Annotated in this window: 15 protein-coding genes and 1 riboswitch; of the genes, 2 read left to right on the top strand and 13 right to left on the bottom strand. The window is 40.3% G+C overall.

From position 1 onward, the window contains the following. Positions 1 to 26 precede the first annotated feature (26 nt). The 12 genes from BK583_RS05780 to BK583_RS05725 form a co-directional block, all read right to left on the bottom strand. Positions 27 to 941, bottom strand: coding sequence for an ABC transporter substrate-binding protein (locus BK583_RS05780; protein ID WP_055737497.1), 915 nt, complete (start codon positions 939 to 941; stop codon positions 27 to 29). Beyond that, positions 938 to 1,477 (bottom strand): cobalamin adenosyltransferase family protein, encoded by a 540-nt coding sequence (locus BK583_RS05775; RefSeq protein ID WP_245804416.1) that lies wholly within the window; start codon positions 1,475 to 1,477, stop codon positions 938 to 940. Before BK583_RS05775 ends, BK583_RS05780 begins: the two co-directional genes overlap by 4 nt. Before the next feature lie 252 nt (positions 1,478 to 1,729). Further along, a complete protein-coding gene (locus BK583_RS05770) occupies positions 1,730 to 2,575 on the bottom strand; it encodes a MetQ/NlpA family ABC transporter substrate-binding protein (protein ID WP_055737499.1) in 846 nt (281 codons plus the stop codon). A gap of 18 nt (positions 2,576 to 2,593) precedes the next feature. After that, positions 2,594 to 3,262 carry a methionine ABC transporter permease gene (locus tag BK583_RS05765; protein WP_038482491.1) on the bottom strand — a complete coding sequence of 223 codons (669 nt, stop codon included), beginning with the start codon at positions 3,260 to 3,262 and terminating at the stop codon, positions 2,594 to 2,596. After that, positions 3,255 to 4,277 carry a methionine ABC transporter ATP-binding protein gene (locus BK583_RS05760; protein WP_055737500.1) on the bottom strand — a complete coding sequence of 341 codons (1,023 nt, stop codon included), beginning with the start codon at positions 4,275 to 4,277 and terminating at the stop codon, positions 3,255 to 3,257. Before BK583_RS05760 ends, BK583_RS05765 begins: the two co-directional genes overlap by 8 nt. A 62-nt stretch (positions 4,278 to 4,339) precedes the next feature. After that, a riboswitch (SAM riboswitch) is annotated at positions 4,340 to 4,447 on the bottom strand. 68 nt (positions 4,448 to 4,515) lie between these two features. Next, positions 4,516 to 5,790 (bottom strand): MFS transporter, encoded by a 1,275-nt coding sequence (locus tag BK583_RS05755; RefSeq protein WP_055737501.1) that lies wholly within the window; start codon positions 5,788 to 5,790, stop codon positions 4,516 to 4,518. A 74-nt stretch (positions 5,791 to 5,864) separates the two neighbouring features. Beyond that, positions 5,865 to 6,086 carry a DUF2553 family protein gene (locus tag BK583_RS05750; protein ID WP_038482497.1) on the bottom strand — a complete coding sequence of 74 codons (222 nt, stop codon included), beginning with the start codon at positions 6,084 to 6,086 and terminating at the stop codon, positions 5,865 to 5,867. 105 nt (positions 6,087 to 6,191) lie between these two features. Then, entirely contained in the window at positions 6,192 to 6,581 is a 390-nt protein-coding gene (gene gcvH / locus BK583_RS05745) for a glycine cleavage system protein GcvH (RefSeq protein ID WP_038482500.1), read from the bottom strand. 84 nt (positions 6,582 to 6,665) lie between these two features. Beyond that, positions 6,666 to 7,022: an arsenate reductase family protein gene (locus tag BK583_RS05740; RefSeq protein ID WP_055737502.1), complete on the bottom strand. Its 357-nt coding sequence runs from the start codon at positions 7,020 to 7,022 to the stop codon at positions 6,666 to 6,668. Positions 7,023 to 7,180: 158 nt separating this feature from the next. Beyond that, on the bottom strand, positions 7,181 to 8,965 hold the full coding sequence (locus tag BK583_RS05735; RefSeq protein ID WP_038482506.1) for an acyl-CoA dehydrogenase FadE: 1,785 nt from the start codon (positions 8,963 to 8,965) through the stop codon (positions 7,181 to 7,183). Between the two features lie 21 nt (positions 8,966 to 8,986). Next, complete coding sequence (locus tag BK583_RS05730; protein ID WP_055737503.1) at positions 8,987 to 10,165, bottom strand: acetyl-CoA C-acetyltransferase; 1,179 nt, start codon at positions 10,163 to 10,165, stop codon at positions 8,987 to 8,989. Between the two features lie 12 nt (positions 10,166 to 10,177). Further along, positions 10,178 to 12,547, bottom strand: a complete 2,370-nt coding sequence (locus BK583_RS05725; protein ID WP_055737504.1) for a 3-hydroxyacyl-CoA dehydrogenase/enoyl-CoA hydratase family protein — start codon at positions 12,545 to 12,547, stop codon at positions 10,178 to 10,180. Positions 12,548 to 12,761: 214 nt separating this feature from the next. On the opposite strand from BK583_RS05725, the gene BK583_RS05720 reads away from it, so the two are divergent. Next, on the top strand, positions 12,762 to 13,037 hold the full coding sequence (locus BK583_RS05720; RefSeq protein WP_055737505.1) for a YvdQ family spore coat protein: 276 nt from the start codon (positions 12,762 to 12,764) through the stop codon (positions 13,035 to 13,037). 12 nt (positions 13,038 to 13,049) lie between these two features. Beyond that, a complete protein-coding gene (locus BK583_RS05715) occupies positions 13,050 to 13,373 on the top strand; it encodes a spore coat protein (RefSeq protein ID WP_038482518.1) in 324 nt (107 codons plus the stop codon). An 86-nt stretch (positions 13,374 to 13,459) separates the two neighbouring features. Here BK583_RS05715 and BK583_RS05710 read toward each other — a convergent pair whose 3' ends face one another. Continuing rightward, the gene (locus BK583_RS05710) at positions 13,460 to 15,493 is read right to left on the bottom strand and encodes a catalase (protein ID WP_055737506.1); all 2,034 of its coding nucleotides are present in this window, start codon (positions 15,491 to 15,493) and stop codon (positions 13,460 to 13,462) included. Positions 15,494 to 15,506: the final 13 nt, after the last annotated feature.

Here is a 15,506-nt window from a genome sequence, read left to right as displayed (position 1 = left end):
GCGGATTCATAAAAGGCATACACATTTTATTGAAACGCTTCTGGATAAGCGGTTTCGGCTAAAATTCTTGTTGCTTCTGCGATTCTCGGCCCTGGACGATCCATGATATCTGGTGGCATCTGCTCTAATTGATCTTGTTGAATGGCTTCGATTGTACTCCAACCATCCCGCTGGCGAATGTCTTCAAGCGGATCTTCGGTATAATTGACGGATGTATAAATGAGTTCTGGGTTTCGTGCAACCACTTCTTCATCACTAATACTCGCCCACCCTTCAACGTCTGAAAACACATTTTCTAACCCAGCGATTTCAATCATCTCATGTTGAAATGTACCTACGCCTAGCGTCCAAATATCTGGAGATGGACTTATTTCAAAATAGACGGAACGCTTCTCAACATCTGCAACGGCTTCAGCGATTTCATCAAATTCTGCTTTCATTTCTGCAATTAATCGTTCTCCTTCTTCAGGAACAGCAAGCACATCAGCAATGGTTTGAATATCTTCAAAAATGTCAGCCATCGTTTGTGCCGAGTCTATGGCAAAGGCAGGCAAGCCGACATCATTCAGCTGTGCCATCTCATTCGAACCATAGTCATACCCAATAATAAGATCAGGGTCCAGTTCAAGCATCCGTTCAACATATGGATTTTCATATTCAGCAACAACTTCTATATCAGTCACTTCTTCTGGATAAACATCTGCATCCGATACACCAATCACTTTATCGCCTTGCCCTAAAGCGAAGATAATTTCCGTGTTACTAGGTAAAATAGAAATAATGGTTTCAGGAGGCTCGTCAAACGTCAGTTCCATTCCACGTGCATCTTCCACTGTATAACCTGTCTCTTCATGTTGCTGGTCATTTTCTTCGTTTGCAGCATCATTACAAGCTGTTAAGACAAAACTAAAAGCAACTGTCGTATAAAGCCATTTTTTCATTCTTTTCGTCCCCTTTTTTTTGGATAAGATTGACTCTTAAACGGTATTTCGTTTACGCCTTCTTGTTTGTTTATGTATACAGCTAAAAGAAATAAGACATTTGCTAGCAGGTGTATATAATCCATTAATATCCTTGGTACATCTCTTTCTAAACGAACAAAGTGGAGTGCCCGGACAGACTTCTTGGCTTCACTTCTTGCGATGTGAAGCGCACTTGCCGCATGAGATCCTTGTGGTAGTAAAAATTGTTGAATGTCTTCTCGAACCTCAACTTCATATTGATCATAAACATCACTTAACCACTGTAACGCTTCTTGCCCAATGGCTTGCTCGCCACGAACAGATCCATTTAAATGATAGGCATATTCAGTTAATTGCAGAAGGAGCGCTTTTTCTCTAGGGTACGAATCAACTAACCCTGCTGCTTGTCCAATTCGCACAGCTAGCGAATCGGTGCGTATTTCGAAATCAACTACACTACCTTCTTCACGCATGTACGGATAACATAAAAAACGCATATCTCTCTTTTTAGTCACTGGTTTTCCTCCTCTTCCCCCGCTAATCATACAAATAATTAGACGGCTAAAGCAATAAAAAAGAAAGCGGCTGGGACATAACGAAAAGTAGTATTTGAAAAAGACGAATAGTCTAAACTATGCTGAGTAGCACGACTACAGGAGAATCCTTCCGTTCGTTTTCATATAAAATAAACGACGAACGTTCCTATTTTCAGGAATGTTCGTCATTTTGGTCTGTCTATCTACTTTTGTCCCAGCCTCTTTACTTTATTATTCAGCAGGAATCACCGCACCGTTATATGTCTCTTCAATAAATGACTTAATGTCAGCTGATCGTAAAACCTCAACAAGGGCTTGAATCGCTTCATCGTTCTCATTTCCACTTTGAACAACAATTAAGTTTACATAAGGATTATCTTCGCCTTCAATAGCAATGGAGTCTTCTGTTGGCGAAATGTCAGCACCTAAAGCATAGTTTGAATTAATTGCCACCACTTCTGCTTCATTTGTTTGGTACGCTTGAGGCAAGAATTCTGCATCTGGACTCATATCAAACACTAGATTTTTTGGATTTTCTACAATATCTGCTTCAGTTGCATCTACAGAAACCCCTTCTTCAAGTGTGAGTAACCCGTTTTCTTTAAGCAAAGAAAGGATTCTTCCTTGATCAGCGACTGAATTACTCATCATCACCGTCGCGCCATCTGGAATGTCATTTAAGTTATCGTAGTCTTGCGAATAAAGTCCAATAGGTTCTACATGAATCGCACCAGCTTCAGCAAAATCAAAATTTTCATTTTCAGCCATTTGATCTTCTAAATATGGGCGGTGTTGAAAGTAATTCGCATCAAATTCGCCATCTGCCAACCCCATATTCGGTAAAATATAATCTTGAGCAACTTGAATATCAAGAATGATTCCTTGCTCTTCTAAAATTGGCGCTGCTTCTTCCAAAATTTCAGCGTGAGGAATATTGGATGCACTAATGCGGATCGTTGTTTCTTCTTCGTCTCCACCATTCTCTCCTGTGTTTGTATTGTCTTCATCCCCTGATCCACAAGCTACTAAAGCAAATGATACACCTGCAATCCCTACGGTTTTTAAAAATGTCTTCATTCTAAATCTCTCCTTTTGTTATCTTTTATCTAAACGATTGACTAAGAAATCGCCGATCATTTGGAATATAAATACAATCGCTAAAATGACAATCGTTGCCATAATCATGACATCCGTATTTGTCCGTTGAAACCCTTGTTGAAACGCTAAAGTACCAAGACCACCGGCACCAATAGTACCAGCCATTGCGGTATACCCAATTAAAGCTACCGTTGTTACAGTAATACCTGAAATTAATGCAGGCATGGATTCTGGCAACAACACTTTAAAAATAATATGTCCATTTGATGAACCCATTGCTTGGGATGCTTCCACAACTCCTTTATCAACTTCACGAAGCGCAATTTCTACCATTCGCGCATAGAAAGGTGCTGCACCAATGATTAGCGCTGGTAGAGCGGCACTAGGACCAAACATGGTTCCTACTACAGCACGAGTAAATGGGATAAGCAATATAATTAAGATAATAAATGGAATCGAACGGGAGATATTAACAACTGCACCGACAAAGGTATAAAAGAAGCGATTTTCCCAAGGATTTCCTTTTGCTGTTAAATAAAGAAATAAACCAAGAATAATGCCTAAAAAGAATGTGGCGACAGCCGCAATAACAGTCATATAAACCGTTTCATAGGTGGCTAGCCAGAGATTTTCCCAAACAACATTTGGAAAGAGTCGATCAAGCATGCTTCAACACCTCCACTTCCACTTGCTTACTGCGTATCCATTCTAGTGCTGCCACGATTGTTTCATGTTCTCCTGCAATTCGTAAATATAACTTACCGTAAGAGCCTTGCTGTAACTTTGATATATTTCCTTGTAATATTGAAATGTCGATCGGAAAAGAGCGAATTAGCTCCGTCACAAGTTGATCTTCTGCTGGATTACCGATAAACGTCAAGGCAAAGATTTGCTCACCTTCTGAAAGGGTAACATCGTCTAGCATAAGCTCATCCGATTGAACATGTGCAACTTGCTTAACAAATTCCTTTGTCATTGCTTCTTTTGGACGACGAAATACATCAATAACGGGTCCTTGCTCGACAATCTTTCCATCACTCATTACAGCCACTTCATGGCAAATTTTTTGAATAACGTGCATTTCATGAGTTATAAGCACAATGGTTAAATTAAGCTTCTTATTTATATCCGTTAACAAATCTAAAATGGAATCCGTTGTTTTTGGATCAAGTGCCGACGTTGCTTCATCACACAACAACACTTTTGGGTTATTGGCTAATGCCCGTGCAATGCCAACTCGTTGCTTTTGACCACCACTTAGTTGTGCTGGATAGTTATTTTCTCGTCCACGTAACCCAACAAGATCAATCAGTTCTTCAATTCGTTTTTTTCGCTCAGCCGCAGGTACTTTCGCGACTTCTAACGGGAACGAAATGTTTTCCTTCACTGTTCGTGACCACAGTAAATTAAAGTGTTGAAAGATCATACCGATCTTTTGACGTTCTTCACGTAACGCTTGTTTTCCAAGTGTTGCTAAGTTAACACCGTCTAACAGAACCTCTCCAGTAGTAGGTCTTTCTAATAAATTTAATAATCGTACGAGTGTACTTTTTCCTGCGCCACTATAGCCAATGATACCAAAGACATTTCCTTTGCTAATATGCAAATCTACTTGATCTACAGCATGCACAGTGGTTGTTTTTGTCGCATATGTTTTACTGATTCCTGTTAACGAAATCAAGTCATTCCCTCCAATTATAAAAAAACCTTCCTGTAAGATGTCAGGAAGGTTTACCTATGATCATCTCATCTTTCAAAGCTTATGGCTTTGCAGGATTTAGCACCTTCAAACATTACGTTTGCGGTTGCCGGGTTTCAACGGGCCAGTCCCTCCACCACTCTGGATAAGAATTATTCTTTTAATATAATAAGGGCATCATAGCACGATGGGTATCAGCCGTCAATCCCTTTCTCCATCGTTATAAGTCCAGTTGCTTTTTCGTATCCAGCGTATTCAATTGTTCATGTTCTGCTACCTTTTTTTGAAAAACAAGTAAAAAATAGATAGACCCAATCACATAAAGCGCTGCAGTAATACAGAAAACGATCGCATAGCCTTTGTACGCCCCGTATAATGCCACGATTCCCATTGAAACTGGTCCCATTAACGCCCAACCTAGCTGAAACACCATTTGTGTGACTGAGTTAGCCGTTCCTCTCATCTGAGGATGAATTAATCTCATAACAAGGGCTGCTTGAATTGGATTACCTGCATTCATTAGTGCTTGCCTAAAAAGAAAACCAATAATGGCGAACCAAATGACATTTGTAAATGCTGTCATGAGTAAGAACGGAATTGAACCCATTTGTAGTAAAAAAACGGCACGAACCTCTCCTACCCGGTCAACGACTTTTGGTCCAATAAGCATAGCAAAAACGGTCATAGCCTGGCCTAACGATAACACAAGACCGATTGTTGAATAGTTTAAATGGAATCGATCGTTGAAATAGAGATTCAAATACGGAATAACAAGCCCTGAGCCAAACCCTATTAGTAAGCTGGAGAAAGCAAATAAACCAATGAGTTTCCATTCTCTTTTTTTTGGTATGTACGATGACGCACTAGCTAATTTTTGTACACTGTTTATTTTTTGTGATTCTCGTACCTTAAATAAAGGGAAACATGCGACAACTGCTACTAAACAAGCACTAAATAATGTCACTTGAATCGATTGAAGCATTGTTAACGAGGTCCAAGCAAATAAACTATCTGTCATCATGCCACCAAATAAATGCCCAAAAACATTTGCTGCCATCATTAACGCAGCATGGAGAGAAAACAACTTCACTCGTTGTTTTTCCTTTGAGTGCTCTGCTAATAAAGGAATAGCAGACACTTGTAGAAAAGCGAAGAAAAATCCAGTTACACCTGCTCCTGCTACTAACACCCATTCAGCAGAACCTACTGATCGAATAAAAAAACTGACTGCTAGCATACTCGCTCCAATTAACAACATGTTCTTACGACCAAAGCGGTCACCAATAATACCAGCTGGTAACAACGCTATTGCTGTTGCCGCTGCTTGGAAAGCGATAATGGAGCCGTTTACTTGATCACCATAACCCAGTTCTCGAACAAAAAATGGGTACATGACAATAAAGATACCCATAGCTGTATTAAAGCAAAGTGACGACAGAAAAAAAGAACGAACAGTCTGATTATAAGGATGAAACAACTTTGTTATTATGTTCACAGCAACGTCCCCATTTAGCGGTTATTTCGTCTCTCTAAGTAATTATACGAAATCACCGCTAATAAGGGTAGCGTTTAATGCCAACTATCCTCAATAAACGAAGTTACTTCATTCCAACCTTCATTCTGTGCTTGAAAGATTTGCTCATTATTAAAGATATAGCCAGAATTCATATGATGTTGAAGGCCTTGACTTGTCTCAATGACTTCCCCAATCATTGCACCGTCGACATATAACTTTAGTCGACCTCCGTCATACTTTGCGACAACTTTTTGAGTGATATTTACGTTTTCCATAAATTCCTCCTTGGGCCTCTCCGCCTACCTTTATCGTATGTGCGAGAGCTAGCTCCTATCCGAGGGAAGATCAGCCAAATAAAAAAAAGCCTGTTAAACAGGCTTTTACTCTTCTTCATTAATCATGCTACTATATTCACTTGGAGACATGAGCTTGTCCAGTTCACTTGAATCTGCTGGCTCTACAACAATCATCCATGCTTTTTCGTAAGGTGACTCATTCACATACTCTGGTGAGTCATCTAAGTCTTCATTCACTTCAATGACTTTACCGCTTACTGGCGCATATAATTCTGACACAGTTTTTACTGATTCTACACTACCAAACGGTTCATTTGCTTCAATTTCATCCCCTACTTCAGGTAATTCAACAAACACAATATCACCTAGTTCTGATTGCGCAAAGTCCGTAATTCCAATTCGTACGTTTCCATCTTCCGTTTTTACCCATTCGTGTTCCTCAGAATACTTTAGCTCTTGTGGTAATTTACTCATGTCGTCCCCTCCATCGTTACGGTCTCCCCATCATCATACATGAAAATAACTGTTCCGAAAAGGAGAACTTATTTGAACGTAATCTTAAGCCCAATTTGTTTCAAATTGTTCTTCTTTAAATCCCAATGTAACTTTCGCTCCATCTGTTACAATTGGTCGCTTAATCAACATTCCGTCGGACGCCAACAATTCATATTGCTCTTGCTCTGACATATGCGCTCGCTTATTTTTCAAGTCCAGCTCACGATATTTTTTCCCACTTGTATTAAAAAATGCCTTTAGCTCTAAACCACTTTTTTGATGTAACTTTTTTAGCTCCTCAGCACTAGGGGGGTTGTCTATAATATGAATGGCTTCATATGAAACACTTTGTTCATCCAACCACTTCTTCGCATTACGGCATGTACCACATTTCGGGTATTCATAGAATGTTACGCTCATTTTTTGTCCTCCTTATGTATCCTTCGTTACTCACGGACATTTTACCATAATTGAAAAGGAAACAGCGAATCGCTGCTTCCTTCTCTGAGGAGAACACTCCTTGCGAGAGGAGCATTTATTTTTTTTTTGAGGAATTACCCTCAAAAGTGTTACTATTTTCACACTACGAATTTCTTTTCAGCAATGACTGCTTTGGCAATCTCTCGCTTCTTTCCAACGACGTTAATCGGTGTATGTCTTGTTAATTTCTTTAACATTGACAGCATCGTGCGAAGTGTATCACCCTCTTCAACGTGAACGAGTGCTTTTTTCGCATTTGCTTCAATACGATTAATGGCTTCTTGTGCAAATACTTGAGTCATTAATAATTTTTGATTTTGTGCGTCAATTGAAGACTTCTGAATGGCTTTCTCAGTACGTAAGATGACAGATTCTAGTGAGTAAATATCGTTCACAATATCAGCAACAACCGCTAGAATTTCTTGTTCCTTGTCGAGTTCAGGCCCATATTTTTGCGCACCTGTTCCAGCAATCATCAAGAAAATTTTCTTTGCCATTCCTAATAAATACTTTTCTTGTTCAAGGGGCTCATCGCCTACTTCTTGCGGCATTAACATCATTAATTCTTCTTGAAGCGCTGTAGCCTTTTCAAGAAACGGTAGCTCCCCTTTCATTGCTTTACGCAAGAGGGTACCAGGAACAAGCATACGGTTAATTTCATTTGTCCCCTCGAAAATTCGATTGATACGAGAATCACGATAAATACGCTCTACTTGATACTCAGCCATAAATCCATAACCACCATGAATTTGAACCGCTTCATCAGCGACAAAATCAAGGGTTTCAGAGCCATCAAATTTATTTAAAGAACATTCAATAGCATATTCTGCAATGGCATTTGCTACTGCACGACCATCTTTTTGTTCTTCTTCAGTAAGACTTGCAAACCGATCTTCAATCAAGCCGCCTGTTCGATAAATGGCACTCTCTGATGCGAAAATTTCGGTCGCCATTGACGCTAGCTTTTCTTGGATTAAACGAAACGATGCGATCGGTGTTTTAAATTGTTTACGCTCGGTTGCATAAGTCGCTGCAAGTTCAAGCGCTACTTTTGCACCGCCAATACATCCTACACCTAGCTTATAACGCCCAATATTTAAGATGTTAAACGCGATGATATGACCTCGACCAATTTCACCTAATACATTTTCTACAGGAACGGTTGCATCCTCTAATACTAGTGTACGTGTTGATGATCCTTTAATACCCATTTTCTTTTCTTCAGGGCCAGTCGATACGCCATCAAATTCTTTTTCAACAATAAAAGCTGTAAATTTCTCACCATCAATTTTTGCATACACTACAAACACATCTGCAAAGGCAGAGTTTGTTATCCACTGCTTCTCTCCATTTAGTACATAATGTGTTCCTTCTTCGTTTAAAACCGCTGTTGTTTTGGCGCCTAAAGCATCTGAGCCTGAGCTTGGCTCCGTTAGAGCGTAGGCAGCAAATTTTTCACCTGTTGCAAGAGCGGGTAAATATTTTTTCTTCTGCTCGTGAGAACCAAAGAACACAATCGGTAGTGTACCAATCCCTACGTGTGCACCATGGCTTAAACCAAATGCCCCTACTCGACTAAAGCGTTCGGATATAAGAGAAGAGCTAATCTTATCTAGACCAATACCACCATATTCTTCAGGAACATCCGCTCCGAGTAAGCCAAGCTCACCAGCTTTTTTAAGTAAACGTGTTGTGTGCTGGAATTCATGATTTTCAATTGCGTCAACATACGGTTTTACATCTTTCTCAATAAAATCCTCTGTAGTCCGTGCAATCATTAATTGCTCTTCTGTAAAATCTTCCGGTGCAAAATAGTGTGATGCATCAATATCTTCTAGTAAAAAGCTACCACCTTTTAATAAATTCCCTGTTGCTTCACTCATCTCTATTTCCTCCTCAAGCGTTTAAATAAGTTCAAATACCCCTGCAGCACCCATTCCGCCACCAATACACATGGTTACAACACCAAATTGTTGGCCTCTTCGCTTCATTTCGTGGGCTAACGATAAAGTTAGTTTCGTACCTGTACACCCAAGTGGATGACCAAGTGCAATCGCGCCACCATTTACATTTACTTTGTTATGGTCGAGACCAAGTGTACGGATAATGGCTAATGACTGGGAAGCAAATGCCTCATTTAGTTCAAACAAACCAATGTCCTCTAACTGTAAACCAGCTTGGCGAACGGCTTTTGGAATTGCTTCAATCGGTCCAATACCCATAACTTCTGGAGCTACACCTGCAACTGCAAAGCTTCGAAATGCAAGAAGTGGTGATAGTCCTCGTTCAAGAGCTTCTTCTTTTTCCATTAACAAAACGGCCGCAGCTCCATCACTCATCTGTGATGAGTTTCCTGCTGTAACTGTGCCTTTCAGCTGAAACGCTGGTTTTAGCTTTCCAAGTCCTTCAATGGTTGTATCTGCTCTTACACCTTCATCTAAAGCAACCATTCGATCGAGTATACTTACTTTTCCATCTTCACCCAGTACATGCTCTTCCACATGGACGGGTACTATTTCGTCGTCAAAATGCCCATTTTTCATCGCCATTGCTGCTCGCCGGTGGCTTTCCATGGCAAATGCGTCTTGGTCCGAACGACTAATATCATATTGCCGAGCAACCTCTTCGGCTGTATAGCCCATCGACATATAGTATTCAGGTGCTTCATCAATAAGTTTCGGGTTTGGCTTTACTACGTGACCACCAATTGGAATCATACTCATTGATTCAGCCCCACCAGCTACAATTACTTTACTTTGACCGAGCATAATACGCTCTGCACCGTACGCAATCGTTTGAAGACCTGATGCGCAGTAGCGATTAATGGTCACAGCAGGTACCGACTGCGGAATGCCTGCTAGCACACTTAAGTTACGCGCCATATTCATTCCTTGTTCTGCTTCAGGCATGGCACAACCAATAATGACATCTTCTATTTCATTCAGTTCTACGTTGCCAGCTCTGCGTATTGTCTCCTTTACTGCGGTAGCTCCTAAATCATCTGAACGTACATGGGCGAATGCACCTCGCTTCGCTTTTCCAACAGGCGTTCGCGCACCTGACACAATGACAGCTTCTTTCACGAACGATCCCTCCTAATTACGTAATGGCTTTCCTTTAGTAAGCATATACTGCATACGTTGCTGCGATTTCGGCTCTCCTATCAAGCTAAGAAAAGCCTCTCGTTCTAAATCAAGTAAGTATTGCTCATCCACAAGTGTTCCTTCTTTTAAGCGACCACCAGAAAGGACGAAAGCAAGCTTCTTCGCAATCTTTAAATCATGTTCTGATGCATAGCCGCCCCACTTCATCATTTCTGCCCCTAGCATTAACGTTGCGTAACCAGCTTCTCCTGTAACAGGAATTTTCTTTTTTACTGGTGCTTTATAGCCACTGTTATAAAGGGAAATCACTTTCTGCTTCGCTTCTTCATTTACAAAAAGATCATTCATCACAATGCCGTCCCGATGATTCATGAACCCGTTTTCCCTTGCTTCAGCAGCAGATGTGGATACTTTTGCTGTTGCAATCGTTTCAAAGGTTTCGCGTACAGCTTTTTGTAGTTGAGCAGGCGTTTCCCCAAAGCGCTCTATGTTTCTCAGATACAATTCTTTGTTACCGCCGCCTCCTGGGATGAGACCTACGCCAACTTCCACAAGTCCCATATAAGTTTCATGGCTTGCTTGTATACTTGCAGCTGGTAAGCTAATTTCAGCGCCTCCTCCAAGAGTCATTTGGAAAGGTGCTGTCACAACAGGTACATTGGCATAACGAATATTCGCTGTTGCTTGCTGGAACTGTTTCACGACTAAATCCAGTTCAAAGAAGTTATCATCTTGTGCTTCCATTAGCATCATCATTAAATTGGCGCCAACGCAAAAGTTCTTGCTTTCATTTCCAATTACAAGGCCTTTAAAATTCTTTTCCACTTCTACGATGGATTTATTAATCATTTGAATGACATCAAGACCAATGGAATTATTAGGAGATGTGAACTTCAATAAGGCTACATCGTCTCCAACATCAATTAAAGAAGCACCTGTATTTTTTAAAACTGTATTCGTTTTCACTAAATGATGAAGGGACAAATATTTTTCGTGCTGACGAATTGGTGTGTACTGCCCTTCATGAAGAAATTGACCATCTTCGTAAAAGCCTTCTTTGCCATTGTTATAAAGGTCTTCAACCCAACTCGGAATCGAGCGGTTTTCCTTCTTCATTTTTTCAACTGTTTGTCTAAAACCTAGGGCATCCCAAAGTTCGTACGGCCCCATACTCCAGCCAAATCCCCAGCGCATGGCTTCATCTACTGCTAGAACGTCATTGGCAATCTCATACGTTTTTTCGGCTGTGTAAAGTAATACTGGGCTAATAATTTTCCAAAGCAATTCGCCTGCTCGATCATTAGCAAAAACAACGGTTTGAATTTTTTGATTCTTAGACGTCAACGTTTTCGTTTTTTCAATTGAAGGTGCTTTTAGTTTCTTTCGCTCTTGATACTCCATTGTTTCAGGATTTAGCTCATAAATAACACCGTCTTTTTTTTGAAAGAACCCTTGCCCTGCCTTTGCACCAATCCAACCTTTAGTTGCCATTTCCTGCATAAAACCAGGAGGATCAAACATCCTCTGCTCATCCCCTGTTGCAACATCGTGAACATTTTTTGCTACATGTAAAAATGTATCTAAACCAACAACATCTAACGTCCGAAACGTCGCACTTTTAGGACGACCTATTAGCGTCCCCGTAACAGAATCTACTTCACCGACTGAATAACCACCACGAAGCATTTCATGAACCGTTACAAGTAAACCATACGTGCCAATACGATTTGCAATAAAATTCGGTGTGTCTTTGGCTTCAACTACTCCTTTTCCTAAAGACTGTTCAGCAAAGGAACGTACAAACTCTACTACTTCCTGTTTTGTTTCCTCTAGCGGGATTACTTCAAGAAGTTTTAAGTAACGTGGCGGGTTAAAGAAGTGTGTCCCAAGAAAATGCGCTTTGAAGTCCCCACTACGTTCCTCTGCCATTGCTTTAATTGAAATCCCAGATGTATTTGATGACACAATGGAACCTTCTTTTCTTACACGATCAATTTTTGCAAATAATTCTTTTTTCGCTCCTAGATTTTCAACGATGACTTCAATAATCCAATCGACTTCCTTTAAGCGATGCAAGTCATCTTCCACATTACCGGTTTCAATTAAATCAACATTCTTTTTTGAAGCAAGTGGTGCTGGCTTTTGTTTTAACAGCTTTTTAACCGCCGTATCAGCTAAGTGTTTACGGGCTCGTTTTTTCTCAGCGGTTGCAACACTCGCTGATGCCTCTCCTGCTTCCTTTTCTTTTGGAACAATATCAAGAAGTAAAACAGGAATTCCTGCATTTGTTAAATGAGCGGCGATACTTGCCCCCATAACACCTGATCCAATGACAGCTGTTTTTTTTATGTGACGTGACATCGTTCGTGTCATCCTCCTCTCATACTAAAACGAATGAATACTCATTCATTTTTTGAGCTAAAAAAAACGCTCGTGACATAAGCTTTCTTTCACTATACCGAATAATGATAGCGTTTGCAATACCATTTTTCTACAGTTTTATCTTTATTTTTTGTATAAAACAAGCTCATTACAAAATACTAACAGTGATTGTCATTTCTTAAGGAGGTACACAATGGACCAACAACAACAGCATTTTCAACAACAACCAACAGCTCAAACAAGAATGCAAGAAGCTCCAGCTGTCATTACAGGTAAAGATTTAAATTATATTAACGATATGATGGCCTGGAATTTAACAGCATCTAAAAAAGCTCATGCATTTGCACAAAGCTGCCAAGATCAAGAGATTAAGCAAGCGATTGATCAAGCTGGCCAAATGCATCAACGTCATTATGAACAATTTTTACAATTGTTGCAAAGTCAAAATCAACCACCCACTTATCAATAAGGAGGCTATTTTATGAGTCAACAGCAAAACCTTCAGAATCCAAAAATCCAAATCCCAACTACATCGGCCATGACGGATCAAGATTATATTACCGATATGCTCTCAACAGAGAAATACATCACCGTGTCTTATTCGATTGCAGAGCATGAAGCAAGTCATGAAGCTTATTATCAAACAATACATCAAGCAAATAATGAGGCTTCGCAAATGCAACGCTCTCTTTACGAGACAATGTTCCGTAAAGGACTTTATGGCTTAACACCAACGCAAGATACCCAAATCCAGCAAAGCGTTCAACAACACACAACGGATAAGGCACAGTTACCGTATCAATAATGTGATAATGGGAAATATACAAAAGCTAGGCGTACTGTTTATTCGGGTTCGCCTAGCTTTTTTTGTTACTAAACAGATCCCACCTCTTATGTTCGTGCAAAAAAACGTTGCTTCCCTAAAGCTTTAAGATAATGTTGGAGAAAGTCTTCGTTCTGATTAACCAACACACCTTCTTTTCCTACAATACCTAGTTTTCGCAAGATGGGCTCTACACTTTTTGCAACTCCTATTGGCTTATAATGGACAAATTGTTCTCTTATAAAATAGTCCATTTGACCAACTGAATACGCATCAGGGTTCTTTCCTCCTGCAACATAAATGGAATCATATAGCAACGGTGAACCAGTGAGAAAGCTCGCATCTGGAATAAACGAGACTTGATCCGTACCGTCTACTTTTGCCTGTTTTTCACTTAGATATTCTATTTGAACACCCTCACTTTTTAATCGATCCACAACACGTTTTGTCTCTGGTCCGTCGAATCCCTCTGTCAACAATACTCCTACTTTTAACCATTGAACCGATTCTGGTTGGTGTGCCATACTTAAAGCCGGAGAAGACCTTCTTTCTTTAGACTCAGTTGTCGTTGGTGGTTGAACCCCAATTTGTTTGGCAACAACTGTAGCAAGTTCTGTACTTACGCGACCGATTTGATTAATCATTTGCTTTCGAACAGATTTACTCATCACTTTTCCTAATTCAAAGCTAAATGCGTTTGCTATATGGTCTCTTTCCCAGCTGCTCATACTATTCCAAAACAATCGGGCCTGTGAATAATGATTTACGAAGCTTTTCGCTGTCTTGCGAATCTTTACTCCATTCACTTTTTCTGGATACGTTACGAAGCCACCCTTCTTTGGATTCACTTCATAAGGTGTGTTGTTCCACAATGAATTTTTATGGTAATTTACTTTCCCTTTATCGACGATATAACGCATAGCCCCATCACGTTGATTATTGTGGAAAGGACAAATAGGGCGATTAATTGGCAAGTCTTGATGATTCGTACCAACACGGTACAACTGTGTGTCGGTATAAGAGAACAGCCTCGTTTGTAAAAGCGGATCATCTGTAAAATCAATCCCTGGAACAATATTTCCTGGATGCAAGGCCACTTGTTCTGTTTCAGCGAATACATTTTCCACATTACGATTCAAACGCATTTCACCAATGATGCGCACGGCTACCTCTTCTTCGGGCCACAGTTTTGTTGAATCCAAAATGTCAAAGTCAAAAGAAAACTCATCCTTCTCCTCTATCACTTGAATACCTAGTTCCCAAACGGCTTCTCCACCTGCTTCAATGATATTCCACAAGTCCCGCCGATGAAAATCAGGATCAATGCCACTTAATTTTTGCGATTCATCCCAAACCAGAGAGTGAATACCTGCTTTTGGCTTCCAATGGAATTTCACAAAATGTGCTTTTCCCGCCTCGTTCACAAGACGAAAGGTATGTACCCCAAACCCTTCCATTGTTCGAAAACTGCGTGGAATGGTTCGATCGCTCATAATCCACATCATCATGTGAGCAGATTCTTCGTTATTTGCGATAAAATCCCAAAAATTATCATGTGCAGTGGATGCTTGTGGAATTTCATTATTCGGCTCTGGTTTGACCGCATGGATTAAGTCTGGGAATTTAACGCCATCTTGAATAAAAAAAACAGGAATATTATTGCCAACTAAGTCGAAATTTCCTTCTTCCGTGTAAAATTTCAATGCAAAACCACGCACATCTCGCACGGTTTCTGCAGCTCCTTTTGAACCAGCCACTTCAGAAAACCGAAGAAAAACAGGCGTTTCTAAGCTAGGGTCTTGCAAGAAATGAGCTTTTGTCAGTGCTTTTTGGGATTCATACACACGAAACGTACCATATGCGCCGTAGCCCCTTGCATGAACAACCCTCTCCGGTATTCGTTCGCGATCAAAATGAGATAACTTTTCCCGCATCATAAAGTCTTCAAGTAAACTAGGTCCCCGCTCACCTGCTTTCAATGTATTCTCATCATTTGCAATGCTAATGCCCTGGTTTGTTGTTAATGGTTTATTGTAATTATTTCGAGAAAACTGTTCGACTTGCTCTGCTTTACGATTTGGTCTTTTCGGCTTCCGTTCCACCTGCAACACCTCC

Source organism: Shouchella oshimensis (genome assembly GCF_002019765.1).
Taxonomy (GTDB): Bacteria; Bacillota; Bacilli; order Bacillales; family Bacillaceae_D; genus Shouchella; species Shouchella oshimensis.
Note: the sequence above shows the minus strand (reverse complement) of the source record. Positions and strands in the feature narration are given on the sequence as shown.

Excerpts from the sequence above, each read along its gene's own strand:
- BK583_RS05750 (WP_038482497.1), bottom strand. The coding sequence starts at position 6,086 with ATGGAAAACGTAAATATCACTCAAAAAGTTGTCGCAAAGTATGACGGA.
- gcvH (WP_038482500.1), bottom strand. The coding sequence starts at position 6,581 with ATGAGTAAATTACCACAAGAGCTAAAGTATTCTGAGGAACACGAATGG.
- BK583_RS05720 (WP_055737505.1), top strand. The coding sequence starts at position 12,762 with ATGGACCAACAACAACAGCATTTTCAACAACAACCAACAGCTCAAACA.
- BK583_RS05770 (WP_055737499.1), bottom strand. The coding sequence starts at position 2,575 with ATGAAGACATTTTTAAAAACCGTAGGGATTGCAGGTGTATCATTTGCT.
- BK583_RS05715 (WP_038482518.1), top strand. The coding sequence starts at position 13,050 with ATGAGTCAACAGCAAAACCTTCAGAATCCAAAAATCCAAATCCCAACT.
- BK583_RS05740 (WP_055737502.1), bottom strand. The coding sequence starts at position 7,022 with ATGAGCGTAACATTCTATGAATACCCGAAATGTGGTACATGCCGTAAT.
- BK583_RS05725 (WP_055737504.1), bottom strand. The coding sequence starts at position 12,547 with ATGTCACGTCACATAAAAAAAACAGCTGTCATTGGATCAGGTGTTATG.
- BK583_RS05735 (WP_038482506.1), bottom strand. The coding sequence starts at position 8,965 with ATGAGTGAAGCAACAGGGAATTTATTAAAAGGTGGTAGCTTTTTACTA.
- BK583_RS05765 (WP_038482491.1), bottom strand. The coding sequence starts at position 3,262 with ATGCTTGATCGACTCTTTCCAAATGTTGTTTGGGAAAATCTCTGGCTA.
- BK583_RS05780 (WP_055737497.1), bottom strand. The coding sequence starts at position 941 with ATGAAAAAATGGCTTTATACGACAGTTGCTTTTAGTTTTGTCTTAACA.